15 protein-coding genes are annotated in these 19,127 nt (G+C 40.9%); 5 read left to right on the top strand and 10 right to left on the bottom strand.

Annotation, left to right across the window (positions count from 1 at the left end; translation table 11 throughout):
• Positions 1 to 17 precede the first annotated feature (17 nt).
• The 5 genes from fabD to yceD are packed head-to-tail and all read right to left on the bottom strand — an operon-like array spanning position 18 to position 3,728.
• Positions 18 to 944: an ACP S-malonyltransferase gene (gene fabD / locus QQJ93_RS14135; RefSeq protein WP_089123200.1), complete on the bottom strand. Its 927-nt coding sequence runs from the start codon at positions 942 to 944 to the stop codon at positions 18 to 20.
• A gap of 57 nt (positions 945 to 1,001) precedes the next feature.
• Positions 1,002 to 1,952, bottom strand: a complete 951-nt coding sequence (locus QQJ93_RS14130; RefSeq protein ID WP_089123201.1) for a beta-ketoacyl-ACP synthase III — start codon at positions 1,950 to 1,952, stop codon at positions 1,002 to 1,004.
• A gap of 5 nt (positions 1,953 to 1,957) precedes the next feature.
• Positions 1,958 to 2,983, bottom strand: a complete 1,026-nt coding sequence (plsX, locus tag QQJ93_RS14125) for a phosphate acyltransferase PlsX (RefSeq protein WP_089123202.1) — start codon at positions 2,981 to 2,983, stop codon at positions 1,958 to 1,960.
• A 9-nt stretch (positions 2,984 to 2,992) separates the two neighbouring features.
• The gene (gene rpmF, locus QQJ93_RS14120; RefSeq protein ID WP_017025198.1) at positions 2,993 to 3,163 is read right to left on the bottom strand and encodes a 50S ribosomal protein L32; all 171 of its coding nucleotides are present in this window, start codon (positions 3,161 to 3,163) and stop codon (positions 2,993 to 2,995) included.
• A 40-nt stretch (positions 3,164 to 3,203) separates the two neighbouring features.
• Positions 3,204 to 3,728, bottom strand: a complete 525-nt coding sequence (yceD, locus tag QQJ93_RS14115) for a 23S rRNA accumulation protein YceD (protein ID WP_089123203.1) — start codon at positions 3,726 to 3,728, stop codon at positions 3,204 to 3,206.
• Positions 3,729 to 3,888: 160 nt separating this feature from the next.
• Between yceD and QQJ93_RS14110 the strand changes: the two genes are divergently transcribed.
• Positions 3,889 to 4,476: a Maf family protein gene (locus tag QQJ93_RS14110; RefSeq protein ID WP_089123204.1), complete on the top strand. Its 588-nt coding sequence runs from the start codon at positions 3,889 to 3,891 to the stop codon at positions 4,474 to 4,476.
• A gap of 2 nt (positions 4,477 to 4,478) precedes the next feature.
• Here the strand turns inward: QQJ93_RS14110 and rluC are convergent, their stop codons facing one another.
• The gene (rluC, locus tag QQJ93_RS14105) at positions 4,479 to 5,423 is read right to left on the bottom strand and encodes a 23S rRNA pseudouridine(955/2504/2580) synthase RluC (RefSeq protein ID WP_089123205.1); all 945 of its coding nucleotides are present in this window, start codon (positions 5,421 to 5,423) and stop codon (positions 4,479 to 4,481) included.
• Between the two features lie 662 nt (positions 5,424 to 6,085).
• Here rluC and rne point away from each other — a divergent pair.
• The 3 genes from rne (at position 6,086) to cobO (ending at position 11,561) form a co-directional block, all read left to right on the top strand.
• Positions 6,086 to 8,995: a ribonuclease E gene (gene rne, locus QQJ93_RS14100; protein ID WP_089123206.1), complete on the top strand. Its 2,910-nt coding sequence runs from the start codon at positions 6,086 to 6,088 to the stop codon at positions 8,993 to 8,995.
• Positions 8,996 to 9,261: 266 nt separating this feature from the next.
• Positions 9,262 to 10,815 carry a SulP family inorganic anion transporter gene (locus QQJ93_RS14095; RefSeq protein WP_089123207.1) on the top strand — a complete coding sequence of 518 codons (1,554 nt, stop codon included), beginning with the start codon at positions 9,262 to 9,264 and terminating at the stop codon, positions 10,813 to 10,815.
• A 146-nt stretch (positions 10,816 to 10,961) separates the two neighbouring features.
• On the top strand, positions 10,962 to 11,561 hold the full coding sequence (cobO, locus tag QQJ93_RS14090) for a cob(I)yrinic acid a,c-diamide adenosyltransferase (RefSeq protein ID WP_089123208.1): 600 nt from the start codon (positions 10,962 to 10,964) through the stop codon (positions 11,559 to 11,561).
• A 99-nt stretch (positions 11,562 to 11,660) separates the two neighbouring features.
• On the opposite strand, the gene QQJ93_RS14085 is transcribed toward cobO, so the two are convergent.
• The 4 genes from QQJ93_RS14085 to apbC form a co-directional block, all read right to left on the bottom strand.
• Positions 11,661 to 13,841, bottom strand: a complete 2,181-nt coding sequence (locus QQJ93_RS14085; protein WP_089123209.1) for an AsmA family protein — start codon at positions 13,839 to 13,841, stop codon at positions 11,661 to 11,663.
• Positions 13,842 to 14,080: 239 nt separating this feature from the next.
• Complete coding sequence (gene dcd, locus QQJ93_RS14080) at positions 14,081 to 14,662, bottom strand: dCTP deaminase (RefSeq protein ID WP_089123210.1); 582 nt, start codon at positions 14,660 to 14,662, stop codon at positions 14,081 to 14,083.
• A gap of 79 nt (positions 14,663 to 14,741) precedes the next feature.
• Positions 14,742 to 15,383, bottom strand: a complete 642-nt coding sequence (udk, locus tag QQJ93_RS14075; RefSeq protein WP_089123605.1) for a uridine kinase — start codon at positions 15,381 to 15,383, stop codon at positions 14,742 to 14,744.
• Between the two features lie 237 nt (positions 15,384 to 15,620).
• Positions 15,621 to 16,706, bottom strand: a complete 1,086-nt coding sequence (gene apbC / locus QQJ93_RS14070) for an iron-sulfur cluster carrier protein ApbC (RefSeq protein ID WP_089123211.1) — start codon at positions 16,704 to 16,706, stop codon at positions 15,621 to 15,623.
• 268 nt (positions 16,707 to 16,974) lie between these two features.
• On the opposite strand from apbC, the gene metG reads away from it, so the two are divergent.
• Positions 16,975 to 19,023 carry a methionine--tRNA ligase gene (metG, locus tag QQJ93_RS14065; protein WP_089123212.1) on the top strand — a complete coding sequence of 683 codons (2,049 nt, stop codon included), beginning with the start codon at positions 16,975 to 16,977 and terminating at the stop codon, positions 19,021 to 19,023.
• Positions 19,024 to 19,127 lie beyond the last annotated feature (104 nt).

Genomic DNA, 19,127 nt, shown 5'->3' with positions numbered 1-19,127 from the left:
ATACCATGCCATCAGTATTAACCGCGAGCGGCATCAAGAGAAGCTGGATCATTCACAGCTTGTGCGCTCAAGGCTTTTACAATTCGTTTCGTCAAACCAGTTAATACTTTACCTGGTCCAAACTCTAGTAGATTCTCTACACCTTGTTCATGCATCGCAACCACACCTTCAGTCCAACGAACTGGACTATACAGTTGACGAACAAGTGCTTCTTTAATCTTTGTAGGATCGGTTTCAGCAATCACATCTACGTTATTAATCACAGGTAAGTTCGGTGCGTTAAACTCAATATCCGTTAATGCTTCAGCAAGTTTATCTGCTGCAGGCTTCATTAATGCACAATGTGAAGGTACAGAAACCGGTAAAGGCAGTGCTCGTTTAGCACCTGCAGCCTTACAAAGTTCGCCAGCACGCTCTACCGCGGCTTTATTTCCAGCAATCACAACTTGGCCTGGAGAGTTAAAGTTTACCGGTGACACCACTTCGCCTTGCGCCGCTTCTTCACATGCTTTAGCTATCGCTGCATCATCTAAACCAATAATTGCGAACATTGCACCAACACCAGCTGGAACTGCCTGTTGCATAAGCTCACCACGTAGCGCAACTAACTTAATAGCTTGCTTAAAATCGATAACGCCTGCGCACACCAATGCTGAATATTCACCTAGACTATGGCCTGCCACCATTTGAGGTTGCTCACCACCGATTTCTTGCCATACGCGCCAAATCGCAACAGATGCAGCTAATAATGCTGGCTGAGTACGGTGTGTTTCATTTAAATCTTCTACAGGACCATCTTGAATCAAGGCCCATAAATCATAACCAAGTGCTTCTGATGCTTCGGCAAACGTCGCTTTTACAACTTCATATTGCTCGCCTAGTTCCGCTAGCATACCAACAGTTTGAGAGCCCTGCCCTGGAAATACAACAGCAAACTTACTCATAGAAAATTTCCTTAAAATTAAAATCTAATTTACCTAACGTGTAGCTAAACTTAACAATTAGAATCGAACGAGCGCAGAGCCCCATGTGAAACCACCACCAAACGCTTCTAATAACAGCATGTGTCCACGTTGAATTCGACCATCGCGAACCGCTTCATCTAATGCAGTTGGAACCGTCGCTGCTGAGGTATTACCATGGCGGTCTAACGTTACAACCACTTGATCAAGTGACATAGCAAGCTTCTTGGCAGTAGCTGAAATGATACGTAAATTCGCTTGATGTGGTACAAGCCAATCAAGCTCGGTCTTCGCCATATCATTCGCCGCTAGTGTATCTTTCACTAACTTAGATAGTTGGGTCACCGCAACTTTAAAGACTTCATTACCTGCCATATGCAACCAAGCGTCGATATACTCACCACGCTTTGCTTCTTCAAGGCTAAGTAACTCACCAAAGCGACCATCTGCATGCAGATGAGTTGAAATAATGCCAGGTTCTTCACTTGCACCAAGCACGACTGCACCGGCTGCATCACCAAATAAAATAATCGTTGAACGATCTGTTGGATCACAGGTTTTAGATAAGGCATCGGCACCAATCACCAACACATTTTTCGCCATACCTGTTTTGATATGCTGATCAGCAATCGATAAAGCATACACAAACCCTGAACAAGCTGCTGCCACATCAAATGCAGGACAACCTTTAATGCCCAGTGCAGCTTGAACCTGACAAGCTGATGATGGGAATTTGTGACTGCCACTAGTGGTCGCAACAATGATTAGATCAATATCGTGCTTATTAATACCAGCCATTTCAATCGCATTGACTGACGCATGATAGGCCATATCAGCAACTGATTCATCGGGAGCAGAAATACGGCGCTCGCGAATACCAGTACGAGTTACAATCCACTCATCACTCGTATCAACCATTTTTTCTAAATCGGCGTTGGTACGCACTTGAGTCGGTAGATAACTACCTGTTCCTAAAATTTTGCTATTCATGAAGACTAATAATGCCTCTCGAGTAAAACCGCTTCTAAGCGATCGCTTATACGGCTTGGGACTTGCTGTTTAACTTCATACACTGCTTCACCAATTGCATTGATCATAGCAGATGTATCAGCTTGCCCATGGCTTTTGATAACAATGCCGCGCAATCCTAGCAAACTTGCACCATTATACTGGTCGGGGTTCAGTGTTTTTAACTCATTAAATAAATTAGAGAACAATTTTCGAGCAATCCAGCCCTTAATTGTTGAAGAAGTAAAATAACTTTTTAACTTTTGATGGAATAAGTGCGCTACCCCTTCACAGGTTTTTAGGCACACATTTCCGACAAATCCATCACAAACTATCACATCTGCGACATCATAAAAAAGCTGATTTCCTTCAATATAACCAGAATAGTTGATTTCTTTTGTTTGGCTGAGTAATTCTGAGCAACGCTTAACCAAGTCATTGCCTTTTATTTCTTCTTCACCAACATTCAAAATTGCTACTCGAGGCTGATGTGGAATATGTACTTCAGCCAACGCACTGCCCATCACGGCAAACTGGAATAAAGTATCCGCATCAACCGATACATTCGCACCTAGATCAAGCATCCAAGTTTTTTTACCAGATACCGTTGGTAACGCACTAACAAGGGCTGGACGCTCTATTCCGGGTAATAATTTAAGGCGAAATTTTGACAAAGCCATTAAAGCACCAGTATTCCCACCACTGACGCAAGCATCTGCCATGCCGTCTGCCACGTGATCGAGTGCAATACGCATAGACGTTCCAGAACTATTGCGTAATGCTAAAGATGGCTTTTCATCATTAGAAATATCTCTCTCACTATGTTTAATGATGAGACGAGGGGTCGGAGTAAATCCGAGATGTGTCAGTTCTTTCGTGATTTGTTCACGATCACCGACCAAGATAACTTTCAGCTCTGGGAAATGTGACAATGCCTGCACGGCGGCAGGCACTGTTACGCGAGGACCAAAATCCCCGCCCATTGCATCAAGTGCAACGGTAATAGTTTGCAAAGGTCAACCTTACTTGTTGATAACCTTTTTGCCACGGTAGTAACCGTCAGCAGTCACGTTGTGACGTAGGTGAGTTTCACCTGAAGTTGCGTCTACAGATAATGCACTAGTAGTTAGCGCATCGTGTGAACGACGCATGCCACGCATTGAACGTGATTTTTTGCTCTTTTGTACGGCCATGACCCTACTCCTTCGTTTTTAAACTCTAATGCTTTAAGCACTAGCGCTTTAAATTTTTTAAAACGTCAAATGGATTCGGTTTTTCTTCCAAAACTTCTTTTGGGAGATCGCCAAACACCATATTGTTTGATTTTACGCTACATTCAGATTCGTCATGCATCGCAATTTGAGGTAATTCTAGAATGAACTCGTCTTCCACTAATTTAATCAGATCCAACTCACCGTACTCGTTCAGATCTACCAAATCGTACTCTTCCGGTGCGTCTTGTTCACTTTTCTCACTGTAAACAGGGGTGCAAGTGAATTCAACTTCGCACAAATGCGCGAATATCTCATTACAGCGTTGACATTCTAAATCGACTTCGACGTTAGCTTTACCAGAGATAACGACTAATCGTTGTTCATCCAACTCAAAGGACAATGATACTTCTGCGTTGCGTTTGACGCCTTCAGTCAACTCGGCAAGACGCTTCATTAAACTAACCTGGATTATACCTTGATAATCTAAGCGTTTTTGAGCTGATTTTGCTGGGTCAACTGTACGCGGTATTTTTACCTTTTGCATAGGGCGCGAATATTATCCTCCAAAATGAATTTAGTCAAAGGAAAAGGCAAAAAACTTACACTTTCCTTTTTCCAGTTCTATGCACTGTTAAACATGACGCATAGGGTTATTTGGTTTAAGGTATATGAAATTATTGATTGAGCTTTAAGAGCCCTAATTTATGTCATCAAAACTAATTTTAGCTTCCACGTCCCCTTACCGAAAACAATTGCTCGATAAACTTGCTATCGAGTTTGAAACTCGTGAACCAAACTGTGATGAAACGCCTTTGCCTGATGAAAGTGCAACCCAATTGGTACTACGCTTAGCCCAAATGAAAGCCCAATCATGCGCATTAGAAGTCCAAGAAAAACAAATCATTATTGGTTCTGATCAAGTTTGTGTGATCAATGGCAACATTGTTGGCAAACCGCTCACGAGAGAAAATGCTATTGAGCAATTAATTCAAGCAAGTGGACAAGTCATCACTTTTTATACCGGCCTTGCGCTATTTAACAGTGAAACTGGCTGCTGCGATGTCACGCTAGATAAATTCAAAGTACACTTCAGAACGCTCTCTCAAGCGCAGATTGAATACTATGTCGACACTGAACAACCTTTATATTGCGCTGGTAGCTTCAAAAGCGAAGGACTCGGTATTGCGCTATTCAAACGTTTAGAAGGTAAGGACCCTAATTCTCTTATAGGCTTACCGCTTATTACCTTAATTGATATGCTTGAAAAGCAAGGCATTCATATTTTATCTTAGGCTCATTTAGTTCTTAACCCGGTTAAGGCTTTTTCTAATTTAGCCTCCATCGGTGCAGAAATATCCATTGCTTCTTCAGTCGCAGGGTGAATAAACTTGATATTCGCTGCATGAAGAAATAAACGATTCAGCCCGACTTGCCCGGTATAAGCATCAAAACGACGATCACCATAACGGTCATCCCAAGCAATCGGATGCCCGACATACTGACAATGAACACGAATTTGATGCGTTCTCCCTGTAATCGGGCTAGCTTGAACTAAAGTCGCCTGATTAAACTTCTCTAAAATCTTATAACGAGTTTCTGACGGCTTACCATTTGGGTTAACCCTAACAATACTATTCACTTCATTTTTGAGCAGTGGAGCCTTGACAACTTTACAGCTCGACTTCCACTCCCCCATTACTAAAGCAAAATAATACTTCTGAACAGTCTTCTCACGAAACTGTGTTTGTAAGTGACGTAATGCAGAACGTTTTTTGGCAACCAATAAGATGCCAGAAGTATCACGGTCGATGCGATGAACCAATTCAAGAAAGCGAGCTTGTGGGCGCAGTGCTCGTAATGCTTCTATAGCGCCAAATTTCAAACCGCTGCCACCATGAACCGCAGTCCCTGATGGTTTATTTAAAATCAGCATACTGTCATCTTCGAAAATGATGCAATGTTCTAATTCAGATACTTTATCTAATTTAGTGCTCACGGGAGCAGCATCCTCTTCTGCCGAAATGCGCACCGGAGGAATACGAACCATATCACCGGCTTGTAATTTATATTCCGCCTTCACACGTTTTTTATTTACGCGCACCTCTCCCTTACGCAAGATTCGATAAACCATGCTTTTAGGGATTTGCTTTAATTGATTACGCAAAAAGTTGTCGATTCGTTGACCTGCCATATCAGCGTCAATATCAACAAACTTTACTTCTGTTTTAATATCATTCATCTGACTATTCTAACACTCAAACATCGCCTGTAGGCATAAGATTCTGAAAATTATTATCTCTATTTTATCCCCCACGATCACTTTTCGCTTACAAGCGTACAAAATTAAAACAAAAATCAATCTAAACTGATGTTATAAAAGAATTTAATATTATTAATAATACTGATGTAATATCACTCACCTCCAAGTTAACCACAGGTTTTCCTATTTATTTGCGCACTTTGACGTAAAGCTGATTGCTGATATTTCTTGGCGCTGCTATAGTTCACAGCTGCAATGGTTGTATTGAACATTTTCTATGCAAATTTAATGTCATCCATTGCAATTAATGAGTAGAAGCTTCGAACGTATGTGCTGCATTAGGCGTAAGACACAACTGACGAAGACCAACTTATCGCCTACTCACGTTATCAATGCAGAAGTAATACCGACTTGAATTCGGACCAAGCATTCGCGTTCTACCCAAAGTAATTGAAGTTCTAGCACAATATTTTGTGACATAACTTTAAATAAGAAAGGTATGAATGTTTGGTGGCTATTGTGCCCTAGAGCATCCCCTATACAGCCGTGAGGTTGAAGCCAAAGTCATGGGATCTGGCACCTTTGATACGACATAAAGCGATAAGCAATTATCACGAAGAAAAACAACGAGAATTTTAAAAATGAAAAGAATGTTGATCAACGCAACTCAAAAAGAAGAGTTGCGCGTCGCATTAGTTGATGGTCAGAAACTATTTGATTTAGATATTGAAAGTCCTGGTCATGAATCTAAAAAAGCTAATATTTATAAAGGCCGTATTACTCGAGTAGAACCAAGTTTAGAAGCTGCATTTGTAGACTATGGTGCTGACCGACATGGCTTCCTCCCTCTTAAAGAAATTGCCCGCGATTACTTCCCTGCTGGTTACACCTACCAAGGTCGTCCGAACATTAAAGAAGTTCTCAAAGAAGGCCAAGAAGTTATTGTTCAAGTAGAAAAAGAAGAACGCGGTCAAAAGGGCGCAGCGTTAACAACTTTTATTTCTCTTGCGGGTAGTTACTTAGTATTAATGCCAAATAACCCTCGTGCTGGCGGTATTTCTCGTCGCATTGAAGGTGATGAGCGTACTCAACTGAAAGCAGCATTAAGTACCCTTGAACTACCACAAGGTATGGGATTAATTGTTCGTACTGCAGGTGTAGGCAAAAGTGCAGAAGAGCTTGAGTGGGATTTAAATATTCTACTGAAACATTGGGCTGCTATTAAAGAAGCCTCTGACGGCGAAGCGGCACCTTTCTTAATTCACCAAGAAAGTAATGTTATCGTTCGTGCTATTCGTGACTATTTACGCCGTGATATCGGTGAAATCCTCATTGATAGTAATACCATCTACGAGCGTGCTAAAGCCCATATCCAATTGGTGCGTCCTGATTTCGTTTCACGCGTTAAAAAATACGATGGCGATGTTCCTCTATTTAGCCACTACCAAATTGAAAGCCAGATTGAATCAGCGTTTCAACGCGAAGTTCGTCTACCTTCTGGTGGTTCAATTGTTATCGATCCAACTGAAGCGTTAACGTCTATTGATATCAACTCTGCTCGTGCAACGAAAGGGGGGGATATTGAAGAAACCGCATTAAATACTAACCTAGAAGCAGCAGATGAAATTGCACGTCAATTACGTTTACGTGACCTAGGTGGCTTAGTCGTTATCGACTTCATTGATATGACGCCAGTTCGTCACCAACGTGAAGTCGAAACTCGCATGCGCGAAGCGGTAAGAATGGATCGCGCTCGCGTACAAATTGGTCGTATTTCACGCTTTGGTCTATTAGAAATGTCACGCCAGCGTTTGAGCCCATCACTAGCGGAAGCAAGCCACCACATTTGTCCTCGTTGTACTGGTACTGGTGTAGTTCGTGACAATGAATCATTAGCACTATCTGTACTTCGCTTGATTGAAGAAGAAGCCCTAAAAGACAATAGTTCACAAGTACTTGCAGTTGTGCCTGTGCCTATCGCTTCTTACTTACTTAATGAAAAACGTAAATCAATACAACACATCGAGAAGCATCAAGAAGTAAACATCATTGTTGTACCAAACGCTGACATGGAAACCCCTCACTTTGAAGTGGTTCGCCTACGCGATGGTGAAGAACATCAAATTTTATCGTACTTGATGCCTAAACGAATTGAAGCATTTAAAGAAGCAGAAGCAAAAGAACCTGCTTTAGCCGATATGAAGCCTCGTCGTATTGAAGAGCCAGTATTGAAAGGTTTTGCACCATCAAGCGCTCCGGCACCGACTCCGACAGCTGCTCCAACGCCTGCGCTCAAAGCGAAACCTGAGACCCAAGCGAAAACCAAGTCTGGTGGTTTAGGTGGATTGTTTAAAGCTATTGGTAATTTCTTCTTTGGTGGCGAAGAGCCAAAAGAAGAGAAAGCGGCTGAAGAGGCAAAACCAACTCAGCAAAACCGTCAACGTAACGATCAACGTGATAATAACCGTCGTCGTAATAACCGAGATCGTAATGAACGTAATAACGATCAACGTAACAAGCGCCGTAAACCACGTACTAACGATACTGCAGATAAAGTAGCAGAATCGGCAGCGCCTCAAAATGACGCTCGTAATGATAAAAAACGCAAGCCAAAGCAAGATAAAAAGCCAACTAAAAATGCAACCAAAGTTGTAGAACAAGGCCAACAAATTGCCGCTGAAGCTCAAGCAAAATCAACCTCAACTGAAGAGAAAACGACTCAAGTTAAACAACGTCGTCAACGTCGTCAGATGAAGAAGAAAGTACGTGTTAACGAGCAAGTTGCAGAAGAAGCGAACGTTCAAGATCTAGCAAAAGTAGAGCAAGCAGAAATTGCAACTAAGCCTGAGTCAACAGAAAAAGAAGAAGGACAACAACGTCGTAACCGTCGTTCACCACGCCATCTTCGTGCTAGTGGTCAACGTCGTCGTCGCACTCGTGACCGCCGTCCTAACCCATACCGCCTACGTGCAGGTGGTGTTGCATCTCCAGAGATGGCAATGGGTAAAGTATGGCCACAATACGTAGCAGAAAAGCCGAAACAAAAAGAAAAGCAAGTACAACCTACAGTAGAAGCATCGATCCCGACTGGCGGTTACGCTTTTCCTGAAATGTCTATGGGTAAAATAGTTATCCTAAGCAAAGCGTTAACAGAAAACGTTGCGACAACTGAAGCACCGACCATGCAGCAACCTGTGAAAACAGAAGCAGCACCAGTGGTAGAAGCAACCCCAGTAACGGAAACACCAAGTGAAGCACTTGCAGTTGAAACCGCTACTGAAGTTAAAACGGAGCAACAAGATAACCTTGTTATTGAGAGCACGCCAAAAGCACAACAAGCTAAGACGCCAAAATCGGTCAAAGTAAAAGCTGCTAAAGCAAAATCTCATGTCAGCGCACCAATGGCAAAAGCTTCTGGTACTGGCGAGTTAAACGACATCACCATTGTTGCTGCATCTTTCCGTGAATCCACATTCACAGGTAAAGCGGCGGGCAGCCAATCAGCAACTGGCCATGCGAGTTCTGGAATGTCAAAAACACTTAACGACTGAGCTAAATAGTCTTAATCGTTAAATTATTAAGCAAGATCACTAGAGGTAGTGGTCTTGCTTTTTTTATCTCAACGATTGATACCTTTCGGTCTCGATAACATGTTGCAGAAAATTCCACCATTCTGTAACATTCGCCAACAAATTATTTTCACTCTCAATCATGAATACCTTTCACTTGTACCTTTTGTTTCCCCTTAGTGCGACATTGGTATCATTTTCCATTCATGGCTAGAGTCCTTTATTTTATAACTTTTAACTGAGTAAATATGTTTCCCCAAATATCTAGTCAATCTCTAAAAAATGATGTGTTATCAGGCTTAACTGTAGCACTAGCATTAGTACCCGAGGCTGTTGCCTTTGCCTTTGTCGCAGGTGTCGATCCCATGGTTGGTTTATATGCCGCCTTTATTATGGGTCTAATGACTTCTATCTTCGGAGGGCGCCCTGGAATGATTTCTGGTGCTACTGGCGCTACCGCTGTTGTGATGGTGAGCTTAGTTGCCGTTCATGGTGTTCAATACTTATTTGCAGCCGTTTTATTAGTCGGTCTATTACAAATTACTGCAGGTTTATTAAAATTAGGTAAATTTATTCGCATCGTCCCACATCCTGTAATGATTGGTTTTGTGAATGGCTTGGCGATCGTTATCTTCATGGCCCAGCTTGGTCAATTTAAAGCGCCAGATATCAACGGTATAATGACTTGGTTACCGCAAGGGCAGATGATGATCATGTTAGGCTTAGTCGCTTTAACCATGGCTATTATTTATTTCTTACCTAAGTTAACTAAAGCTGTCCCTTCTTCACTTGTCGCTATTGTAGTCGTCACAGCATTAACTCAAGTGTTAAACTTAGATACCCGTACTGTGGTTGATTTCTTGCGCACCATGTCTGGTGATATGAATGCAACACTCGCTGGTGAACTACCAACATTTGCACTACCAGCAGTACCGTTTAACTTCGAAACACTACAAATTGTTTTCCCATATGCCTTGATCATCGCGGCCATTGGCTTAATTGAATCGCTACTCACTTTAACGGTAGTCGATGAAATGACTAACACTCGCGGTAAAGGTAACCGTGAATGTATTGGCCAAGGTCTTGGTAACTTAACTTGTTCAGTATTTGGTGCGATGGGTGGTTGTGCCATGATTGGTCAATCGATGATTAACATTAATTCAGGTGGCCGTAGCCGTTTATCAGGTATTACTGCCGCGATTGCCCTACTCTGCTTCATCTTATTCACTGCAACGTGGATTGAAATGATCCCACTAGCAGCACTAGTTGGTGTGATGTTTATGGTCGTAATCGGAACATTTGAATGGGCTACTTTCAAACTGGCTCGCCGAGTGCCAAAACAAGATTTCTTTGTGATTATTCTTGTGACTATCGTAACTGTCCTGACAGACTTAGCGGTTGCGGTTGGCGTTGGTGTTGTGGTTTCTGCATTAATGTTTGCTTGGCAACATGCAAAGCATATCAATGCAGTTACAAGCATCAATGAAGAAGGCTCTAAAGTTTACCAAATTAACGGCCCTATCTTCTTTGGTTCTGCAGCTAACTTTACTGAGCTTTTCAATGCTTATGATGATCCTCAAGATGTAATCATCGATTTTGGCCAATCTCGCGTCGTTGACCACTCAGCTATTGAAGCTATTGAAACTGTGGCAGAACGTTACACTCGTTTAGGTAAAACACTTCATCTACGCCACTTAAGCCAAGACTGTAAAACTCTACTGGATAAAGCTGGCAGCCTAATTGAAATCAATGTCAAAGAAGATCCAACCTATAAAGTTATTGATGACCTACTCGCAGACTAATCCGCAGTATAATCTTCAATAAACCATTAGCCCAATCATCGTGTTGGGCTTTTTTAATTCTAATATAGCCTTCTAAAACTTTGGTTTTTTCTACCTGATAAATTCGTTACTATCCACTCATCCCTACCTTCATGGAACGATATAAAATGTCTGAGCATAAACAAGATAAGCACCAGCAACGCCAGCAAAAAATCAAACAACAAGTAGACCAACGTATTGAAGCCGCTCAACAAGAGAAAGGCTTAGTCGTTGTTATCACTGGCAATGGTAAAGGTAAAACCACATCGGGTTTTGGTACTGTAGCGAGGGCCGTCGGACATGGTCAAAAATGCGCTGTCGCTCAGTTTATTAAAGGCACATGGGATAATGGTGAAAAGAATCTATTAGAAAAACTAGGCGTCTCTTTTCATGTGATGGCAACTGGATTTACTTGGGAAACTCAAGATAAAAAGAAAGATACTCAAGCAGCTCAACAAGTATGGCAAGAATGCAAAAAAATACTGCAAGATGAGAGCATGGATGTCGTATTGCTAGATGAGGTCACCTATATGGTCACCTATGGTTATATCGATTTAGATGAGCTTATTCAAGCCATCGAAAATAGACCTAAAGAGCAATCGGTTATTCTCACTGGCCGTGCTGCTCACCGTAGCTTAATAGAGCTCGCTGACACAGTATCGGAAGTACGAAATGTTAAGCATGCTTTTGAAGCAGGTGTTAAAGCACGTAAAGGTATTGATTGGTAACTTTTATCTATCAATTTTCAAAATGACGCCTAAAATTAGATACATAAAAAATGCCACTTCAATTGAAATGGCATTTAAATTTATAGAGAAAAGTAAACTCTACTTAAATAAGCCATTTAATAAATCACCAGCGGCCTTTTTAACATCATCTTTTTGTTTAGAATCGTCATCACCCAGTAATTTATTTAGACCTCGATCAACTTCTTTTTGAGCCTTCTCTTTTGCTCGGTCAATCTCAGCTTGAGCTTTCTGCTTGGTTTGTTCATCTAATGCAGCATTTAAATCTGGACGAATTTTAGGTTCCGCCCACGTGCCTTTAATTGTGATAGGAAGAGTAATATCTTTTAACTCGTCAGTATCTTTACCACCTTGGCCTTTCAAAGTGCCTACCACCGATGTACTAACCAGAAAATCAACCGTCTCATTAACGTAGTTCGCCTGACCACTACCTAAGATCCTTAATAGTGGCGATTGGGCAGTTAAATTATTGGTTTTCATAACACCTTTTGACAGGTTCATCGTTGCCGTTACAGCACTAAAGTCAGTTTTCTTAACCTGAACTTCTTCTGCTTTCTTGCCTTTGAATAAAGCTTGAACAGAACGAATTTCATGAGCAACATTGACGCCATAAAAGGAACCATCTGCAAAATTAATCTTCACTACACCGGCTAAGTTTTGTTTCATTTTATCAACAACTAAACTTTTACCCTTTATATCTGCAGTGATATTGCCAGTACCAGAAACAAAATCCATCTGTGCAATATCTTTCAACAACGGCTGAACCTGAACACCTTTAATTTCTTTATGCACAGTATAAGTAGCAACATCTTTACGAGCATCAATTTTAGCATTAGCACTTACCGAACCTTGGTACAGGTTAGCGGCAAACTTCTGCAAATCAATCTCGCCACGATTCACTTTAAACTGCGTTTGTACATTCTGCATTTTGGCATTACTTGCCGTAAGTTTATCAATGCTCACTTTACCCGTGACATCTAATGTACGTGTTGCACTAAGATCCGGTTCCGCTTGAGATGCAGTAGTATTAGTACCGTTTGACTGTTTAGGTGTGGCGGCTTTTGCTGTTGTCTCTGATTTTTCAGGTGCAGCTTGCTCCATTTGCTTGAGCAATGCATCAACATTAATTTCAGGACTATGAATATCGAACACTATTTTAGGAATACTTGGTGCTAAACTCACCTGTGTAGAGCCATCAAAGTTAAGCTCATTCACTGATAACTTTTTCAATGTAACGTCTAAATATTGCTTCGCTAAGTCAAAGCGAATATCAGAATTCATATCCATCGAAATCGGGCTAAGTGGCAACGATTTACCATCAACTTTCCCTATAACATTCATATTCTGAATTTTAAGCTCTGTCATCGCCTGATCGAGCATAATGGATGCAGACTGATTAATATCGATATTCATACCAGATGCCGTTCCATTAACACTCAGTGCCATTTTACTGACAGAGTTAAATTGAAACGAATCAAGCGTGAAACGAGCTTGCTTAATATCGGTAGAAGGATCTTTAAATTGTGCTTCTATATCTGTGCCACGTAATTGGTAATCCGATAAGTCCTGCGAAACTTTAAACTCTGTCTTTCCTTTTACAGCAAAAGTTTGTTGGTTTTGTTTACCCGTAATATCAAACTCAGCATTACTCCACTCACCGAAACTAAACTGTGATAATGCAAAATTCACATCAGACAGTGTCAGGTCTGAACTATTCATTGCATCTAGCATCACTAGTTTTGCATTATTAACCGTAATACCTTCTAAACTAATTTCCCATGGACTTTCACTGGCAGGATTTACACTTTCAGCGGGTTCATTAGTAGCATCACTACTTGAGGCTGTTTGATTGACTTTGTCTTCAGCGGATTGTTTAACAACATCAAGATTTGAACGACCATCTTTCAACTTCTGAATAAAGATATCAGCACCGTTTAGTGTGACGTTGCCAATATTAAGTCGCTTTTCAAGCAATGGGAGTACTGATACATCCAAAGCGGCCTCATCAAATTTAACCACTTGCGCCTGCTTAAAGCCTTCTGCTGGATTTAATACTTGGGTCTTACCTATTGAGAAACCTAGGGATGGAAAGAAATTCCAAGAAATATCACCGTCGATCACTAAGTCAAAGCCCGTTTGAGCCTTAGCTTGTTCAATAATAAGCGGCTTAAATTGATTAGGATTAACAAAAATGACCAGTGCCAAAATGGCAATTAAAACCGCGGCAATTGGTATAGAAAGGAATAGAAGTATTTTTTTCATGGAGATCCTTTTCAAAACAAACATACATATTTTTAATAGCTAGTATAACAAACTATCATTCGTTTAGATAAAGTAAAATCAGTAAGAAGATACTGACAATCCATAAAAAAAGGGCTTTCTATTAGCCCTTTTATATCTATAGATTTACTTGAAAGGTATTTATATTCCTCATAAATCTTCCTTGTCTAAAGACTTGGATTATAGCTCTGAATTCAGCATCTTAAAGTCACTGAGTCTATTTAATCTTCATTGATACGACTCGCGACCGCACCTTGTTGATTTTTATATTTGGCATTATCACGTTTGTTATAAGGCTTTTCTGCATCACCAGATAATACTTCAAAGCTCAATGCACCAATTGGCATCATTGGCTTTAGAGCAAGTGGTAAACGCCCTGAGTTATAGAACTCCAGAACAATTCGACCAGACCAACCAGGATCGATACGATGTGCGGTAACATGTACCATTAAACCTAAACGCGCTAATGAAGAACGCCCATCTAGCCAGCCAACGATATTGGCCGGTAAATCAACCGACTCATAGGTTACCGCTAAAGCAAGTTGTCCAGGATGTAAGTAAAACTCTTCATCATCAGAAATTTCAATTTCATCACTCATTACTTTTTCAAGTTGAGCTGTAACTTCAGATTTTTTACCAGACAAATCGATATATGGTGCGCTGTGATCATTAAATACACGAAACTGATGTCCCAAGCGGACATCAACCGTCAAACCACTAATACTTTCTTCTGATGGTGCTGGAGACATGGCTATCTTGCCTTCAGCTAAATACTTCTTTATATCCCTATCACACAATCTCACCGGCGTTTCTCCTCAGACCACCTTAGTCATTCCAAAGTGGTGATTTCATATCAATACTTAAATTGTCTATTCTTGTGTCTTACGATTTCAACAGTTTAGCAATGTGTGCTTTTAGAACATCAATCGCGATACGGTTTTTACCACCACGAGGTACGATAATATCAGCATGTTGCTTTGATGGTTCAATAAACTGCATAAACATAGGGCGAACGGTTTTTTGATATTGCTTTAATACCGACTCCATTGTACGACCACGCTCTTCAACATCACGTTTAACTCGACGTAATAAGCAGATATCTAATGGTGTATCCATGAAGACGGATGCATGCATTAAATTACGTAAACGGGGCTCTGTTAATAACAAGATGCCTTCTAAAATGATCACCTTTTTCGGTGTCATCAAGGTAGTTTCCTTAGTACGAGTATGCTCTGAGTAACTATATTCAGGGATCTCAACCGATTCACCTTGAACCAGTTTCTCTAGTTGTTCGCATAATAAATCATGATCTAAAGCGTTTGGATGGTCATAGTTGGTTTTAACTCGATCTTCCATGCTCAAATGACTCTGGTCACGGTAGTAACAATCTTCTGTAATAACGCCAATTTGGTGATCACCAACTTTTGCACGTAATTCTTTATAAATGGTGCTTGCAATTAAGCTCTTCCCTGAAGCCGATGCGCCGGCGATTCCTACAATGACGCATTTGTTTTTTTCAGGCATGTTTTGTTGTTCTGACATGTAAAGCACCCAGCTTAATAGTGACAAGGAATTCCAAATATAACCAAGCTTCATGAAAGCATGATGACTTGGGGAAATTGAATATTTAAACCGCTAGATTATATACCCAAACGCTTGCAAGGTGCGAGTTTCAAGATGAAATTATTAACCAATAATATGGATGAAGATTGAAAAATAAGCAGGTTGAGATCAAGTGCTTATTTCTCAACCAGTTCTTCATCAACTAACATCAACAAACATAATATTTTCTGCTCGCGGCTTACCTTGCCAGAATAAATTAGCGGCCACATGAGAGGCCAGCTGAAGATAAATTTGACTATGTTCACTATCCGGTCTTGCTGCGACGGTTGGGCAACCATTATCAATATCACTTCTTAGATCGATATGCAGCGGAATTTGGGAAAGTAATGTTAAGCTGGCATCTTGTGCCATTTTTTGTGCCCCACCCTGACCAAATATGGCTTCATGATGTCCACATTGAGAGCAGATGTGGTAACTCATATTTTCAATAATACCAAGTACTGGCACTTCAACCTGCTCGAACATAGTGACACCTTTACGAGCATCAGCTAGAGCTAGATCTTGTGGCGTAGTGACCACCAACGCAGCAGTAACAGGAACTTGCTGAGATAAAGTTAACTGAATATCACCCGTGCCCGGTGGCATGTCGATCACTAAATAGTCGAGATCCGGCCACAAGGTTTCATTCAATATTTGGGCTAATGCCTTTGAAGCCATCGGACCTCGCCAGATTGCAGCATCTTGATCGGCAATTAAATAACCAATCGAATTGGTATATAAACCATGTGCTTCAACAGGAATCATCCATTTATTATCACGTACGCCGGGCTTCTCACCTTGAGTGCCCAACATTAAAGGCACCGACGGACCATAAATATCAGCATCGAGTAATCCAACTTTGGCACCTAAAGCCTGCAATGCAAGAGCTAAATTGACTGCTGTTGTCGATTTACCCACCCCACCTTTTGCTGATGTCACCGCGATAATGTTCTTCACCCCTTTCACCGCTTGTCCATGAGGAGCTTGCAATGGTTTCACTCGTACCGAGACTTGTGTTTTAGGAAAACGGGCATCTTGTTGAGTTTGTAAATCACACCAATTCTGTAAATCCGATTTTAGATCTTGATAATAAAAAGGCAAAACAAGATTCACATACTCATCACTAAACTGAACCAAACTTGGTATCTCTGCCCAGTTTTCAATCAAAGCTTCATGCTCAAACTGATTTAAACGATGTATATACTCATCTTTTGCTAACAATGAATGGGATGAAAAATCAGACATGGAACCTCTCTTATCATGTGGAGTTAATTGAATCCTAGCAGTTATACCCCCCAACAAACAGTATCAACAGTTAAGGGTTTTCTCATCAATATAAAAAATAAAGCCTTAGCAAGCTTATGTGTTCTTGAAGTTAGTTGGGTATCGGGTAGAATCAAAGGCAAAGTTTTATGATGATAATGCACCATTTACTCCCCTACTTTATCTCAAGCTAAAAAGTATGAATAACTGTGCTTTGTCTTTCTCCAAGAATAAGAAGCGAAAATATTATATGGCAACTGATCCAAGAAAAATTTTAGTAACCTGTGCACTTCCATACGCTAATGGTTCTATTCACCTCGGCCACATGCTTGAACACATTCAAGCGGATGTTTGGGTCCGTTACCAACGCTTACGTGGTAATACCGTAAACTTTATCTGTGCAGATGATGCTCATGGTACGCCGATCATGCTGAAAGCTCAGCAACTTGGTATTAAGCCAGAAGATATGATTGCAGAAGTTCAAAAAGAACATGAACAAGATTTTGCAGGTTTTAGCATCAGCTTTGATAATTACCATAGCACTCATAGTGATGAAAATCGCGAATTAGCGTCAATGATTTATCTTCGTTTGAAAGAAAATGGATTTATTACTAGCCGTACAATTTCTCAGTTATTTGACCCAGAAAAAGAAATGTTCTTACCGGACCGTTTCGTAAAAGGCACGTGTCCTAAATGTAAAGCTGAAGATCAATACGGTGATAACTGTGATGCTTGTGGTGAGACTTATAGTCCAACCGATCTTATCAATCCAAAGTCTGCTGTTTCTGGTGCGACTCCTGTAATGAAAGATTCTGAGCATTTTTTCTTCGACTTACCACAGTTCCAAAGTATGTTAAAAGAATGGACTCGTTCTGGCTCTTTGCAATCAGAAACGGCTAACAAAATGCAAGAATGGTTTGAATCCGGTCTACAACAGTGGGATATCTCACGTGATGCACCGTATTTTGGTTTTGAAATACCAGGTGAGAAAAACAAATTCTTCTACGTATGGCTTGATGCTCCTATTGGTTACATGGGTTCATTCAAAAACCTCTGTGATAAGCGCAATGATTTAGACTTTGATGAATATTGGAAACAAGATAGCACCGCAGAACTGTATCACTTCATCGGTAAAGATATTGTGTATTTCCATAGCCTATTCTGGCCAGCGATGCTTGATGGCGCAGGTTTCCGCAAACCAAACAACGTATTTGTACACGGTTATGTCACGGTTAACGGCGCAAAAATGTCAAAATCTAAAGGCACATTTGTTAAGGCTAGCACGTACCTTAAACACCTAGACCCTGAATGTTTACGTTATTACTACGCTGCCAAGCTAAACAGCCGCATTGATGATTTAGATTTAAATTTAGAAGACTTTACTCAACGCGTAAACTCCGATGTAGTGAACAAGATTGTGAACCTAGCCTCTCGTAACGCAGGTTTCATCACTAAGCGCTTTGAAGGTAAGCTTTCTAACAACTTTACCGAAATGGCTCTGTATCAAGAGTTTGTCGATGCAGCAGATCGCATTGCTGAGCTTTATGAAACTCGTGAGTTTGGGCGCGCTATTCGTGAAGTTACTTCACTTGCGGATAAAGCCAACCAGTACGTTGATGAAAAAGCCCCTTGGGTCATCGCAAAGCAAGAAGGTAAAGACCAAGATCTACAAGACATTTGTACAGTTGGTATTAACCTATTCCGCGTATTGATGACGTACTTGAAGCCTGTTATGCCTGAACTTGCAGCACGTAGTGAGGCCTTCTTAAACGATACATTGACGTGGGACAGCATGGCTTCACCATTAGTCAATCACGAAATCACTAAATTTAAGGCGTTATTTAACCGTATTGATCCGAAGCATGTTGAAGCGATGATTGAAGCATCAAAAGAAGATGCGGCAGTAGAAATGGCAGCTAAAGAGCAAGCAGAAGCCTCTGCACAATCAGAGCTAGATAAAGAGCCGATTGAAGCAGAAATTGAATTTGATGACTTTGCTAAAATTGATATGCGTATCGCTAAAATCATTTCTTGTGAAGAAGTACCAAAAGCCAATAAATTGCTTAAATTCCAATTAGATATTGGTGGTGAAGTACGCCAGGTATTCTCGGGAATCAAATCGGCTTATACACCACAAGAACTGGAAGGTAAGTTAACCGTAATGGTTGCGAACTTGAAACCACGCAAAATGAAATTTGGTATGTCTGAAGGTATGATTTTAGCTGCCGGCCCAGGTGGTAAAGATCTATGGATTTTAGAGCCTCACGACGGTGCTCAACCTGGTATGCGTGTGATGTAATCACTTCATAGTAAGGATTTCCATTCCAAATCAAATAACCCCCAAATGCCGGACGATCAGCATTGGGGGTTATTTCTATGTCGTCTTTGATACCTAAAGTTCTC

Source organism: Vibrio algivorus, assembly GCF_030161215.1.
In the GTDB taxonomy this organism is placed as follows: domain Bacteria; phylum Pseudomonadota; class Gammaproteobacteria; order Enterobacterales; family Vibrionaceae; genus Vibrio; species Vibrio algivorus.
Note: the sequence above shows the minus strand (reverse complement) of the source record. Positions and strands in the feature narration are given on the sequence as shown.

Bases quoted from the DNA above. Each gene is read 5' to 3' on its own strand.
- QQJ93_RS14085 (WP_089123209.1), bottom strand. From the start codon at position 13,841: ATGAAAAAAATACTTCTATTCCTTTCTATACCAATTGCCGCGGTTTTA.
- rluC (WP_089123205.1), bottom strand. From the start codon at position 5,423: ATGAATGATATTAAAACAGAAGTAAAGTTTGTTGATATTGACGCTGAT.
- metG (WP_089123212.1), top strand. From the start codon at position 16,975: ATGGCAACTGATCCAAGAAAAATTTTAGTAACCTGTGCACTTCCATAC.
- cobO (WP_089123208.1), top strand. From the start codon at position 10,962: ATGTCTGAGCATAAACAAGATAAGCACCAGCAACGCCAGCAAAAAATC.
- udk (WP_089123605.1), bottom strand. From the start codon at position 15,383: ATGCCTGAAAAAAACAAATGCGTCATTGTAGGAATCGCCGGCGCATCG.
- QQJ93_RS14130 (WP_089123201.1), bottom strand. From the start codon at position 1,952: ATGAATAGCAAAATTTTAGGAACAGGTAGTTATCTACCGACTCAAGTG.
- fabD (WP_089123200.1), bottom strand. From the start codon at position 944: ATGAGTAAGTTTGCTGTTGTATTTCCAGGGCAGGGCTCTCAAACTGTT.
- apbC (WP_089123211.1), bottom strand. From the start codon at position 16,706: ATGTCTGATTTTTCATCCCATTCATTGTTAGCAAAAGATGAGTATATA.
- rpmF (WP_017025198.1), bottom strand. From the start codon at position 3,163: ATGGCCGTACAAAAGAGCAAAAAATCACGTTCAATGCGTGGCATGCGT.
- yceD (WP_089123203.1), bottom strand. From the start codon at position 3,728: ATGCAAAAGGTAAAAATACCGCGTACAGTTGACCCAGCAAAATCAGCT.
- QQJ93_RS14110 (WP_089123204.1), top strand. From the start codon at position 3,889: ATGTCATCAAAACTAATTTTAGCTTCCACGTCCCCTTACCGAAAACAA.
- QQJ93_RS14095 (WP_089123207.1), top strand. From the start codon at position 9,262: ATGTTTCCCCAAATATCTAGTCAATCTCTAAAAAATGATGTGTTATCA.
- rne (WP_089123206.1), top strand. From the start codon at position 6,086: ATGAAAAGAATGTTGATCAACGCAACTCAAAAAGAAGAGTTGCGCGTC.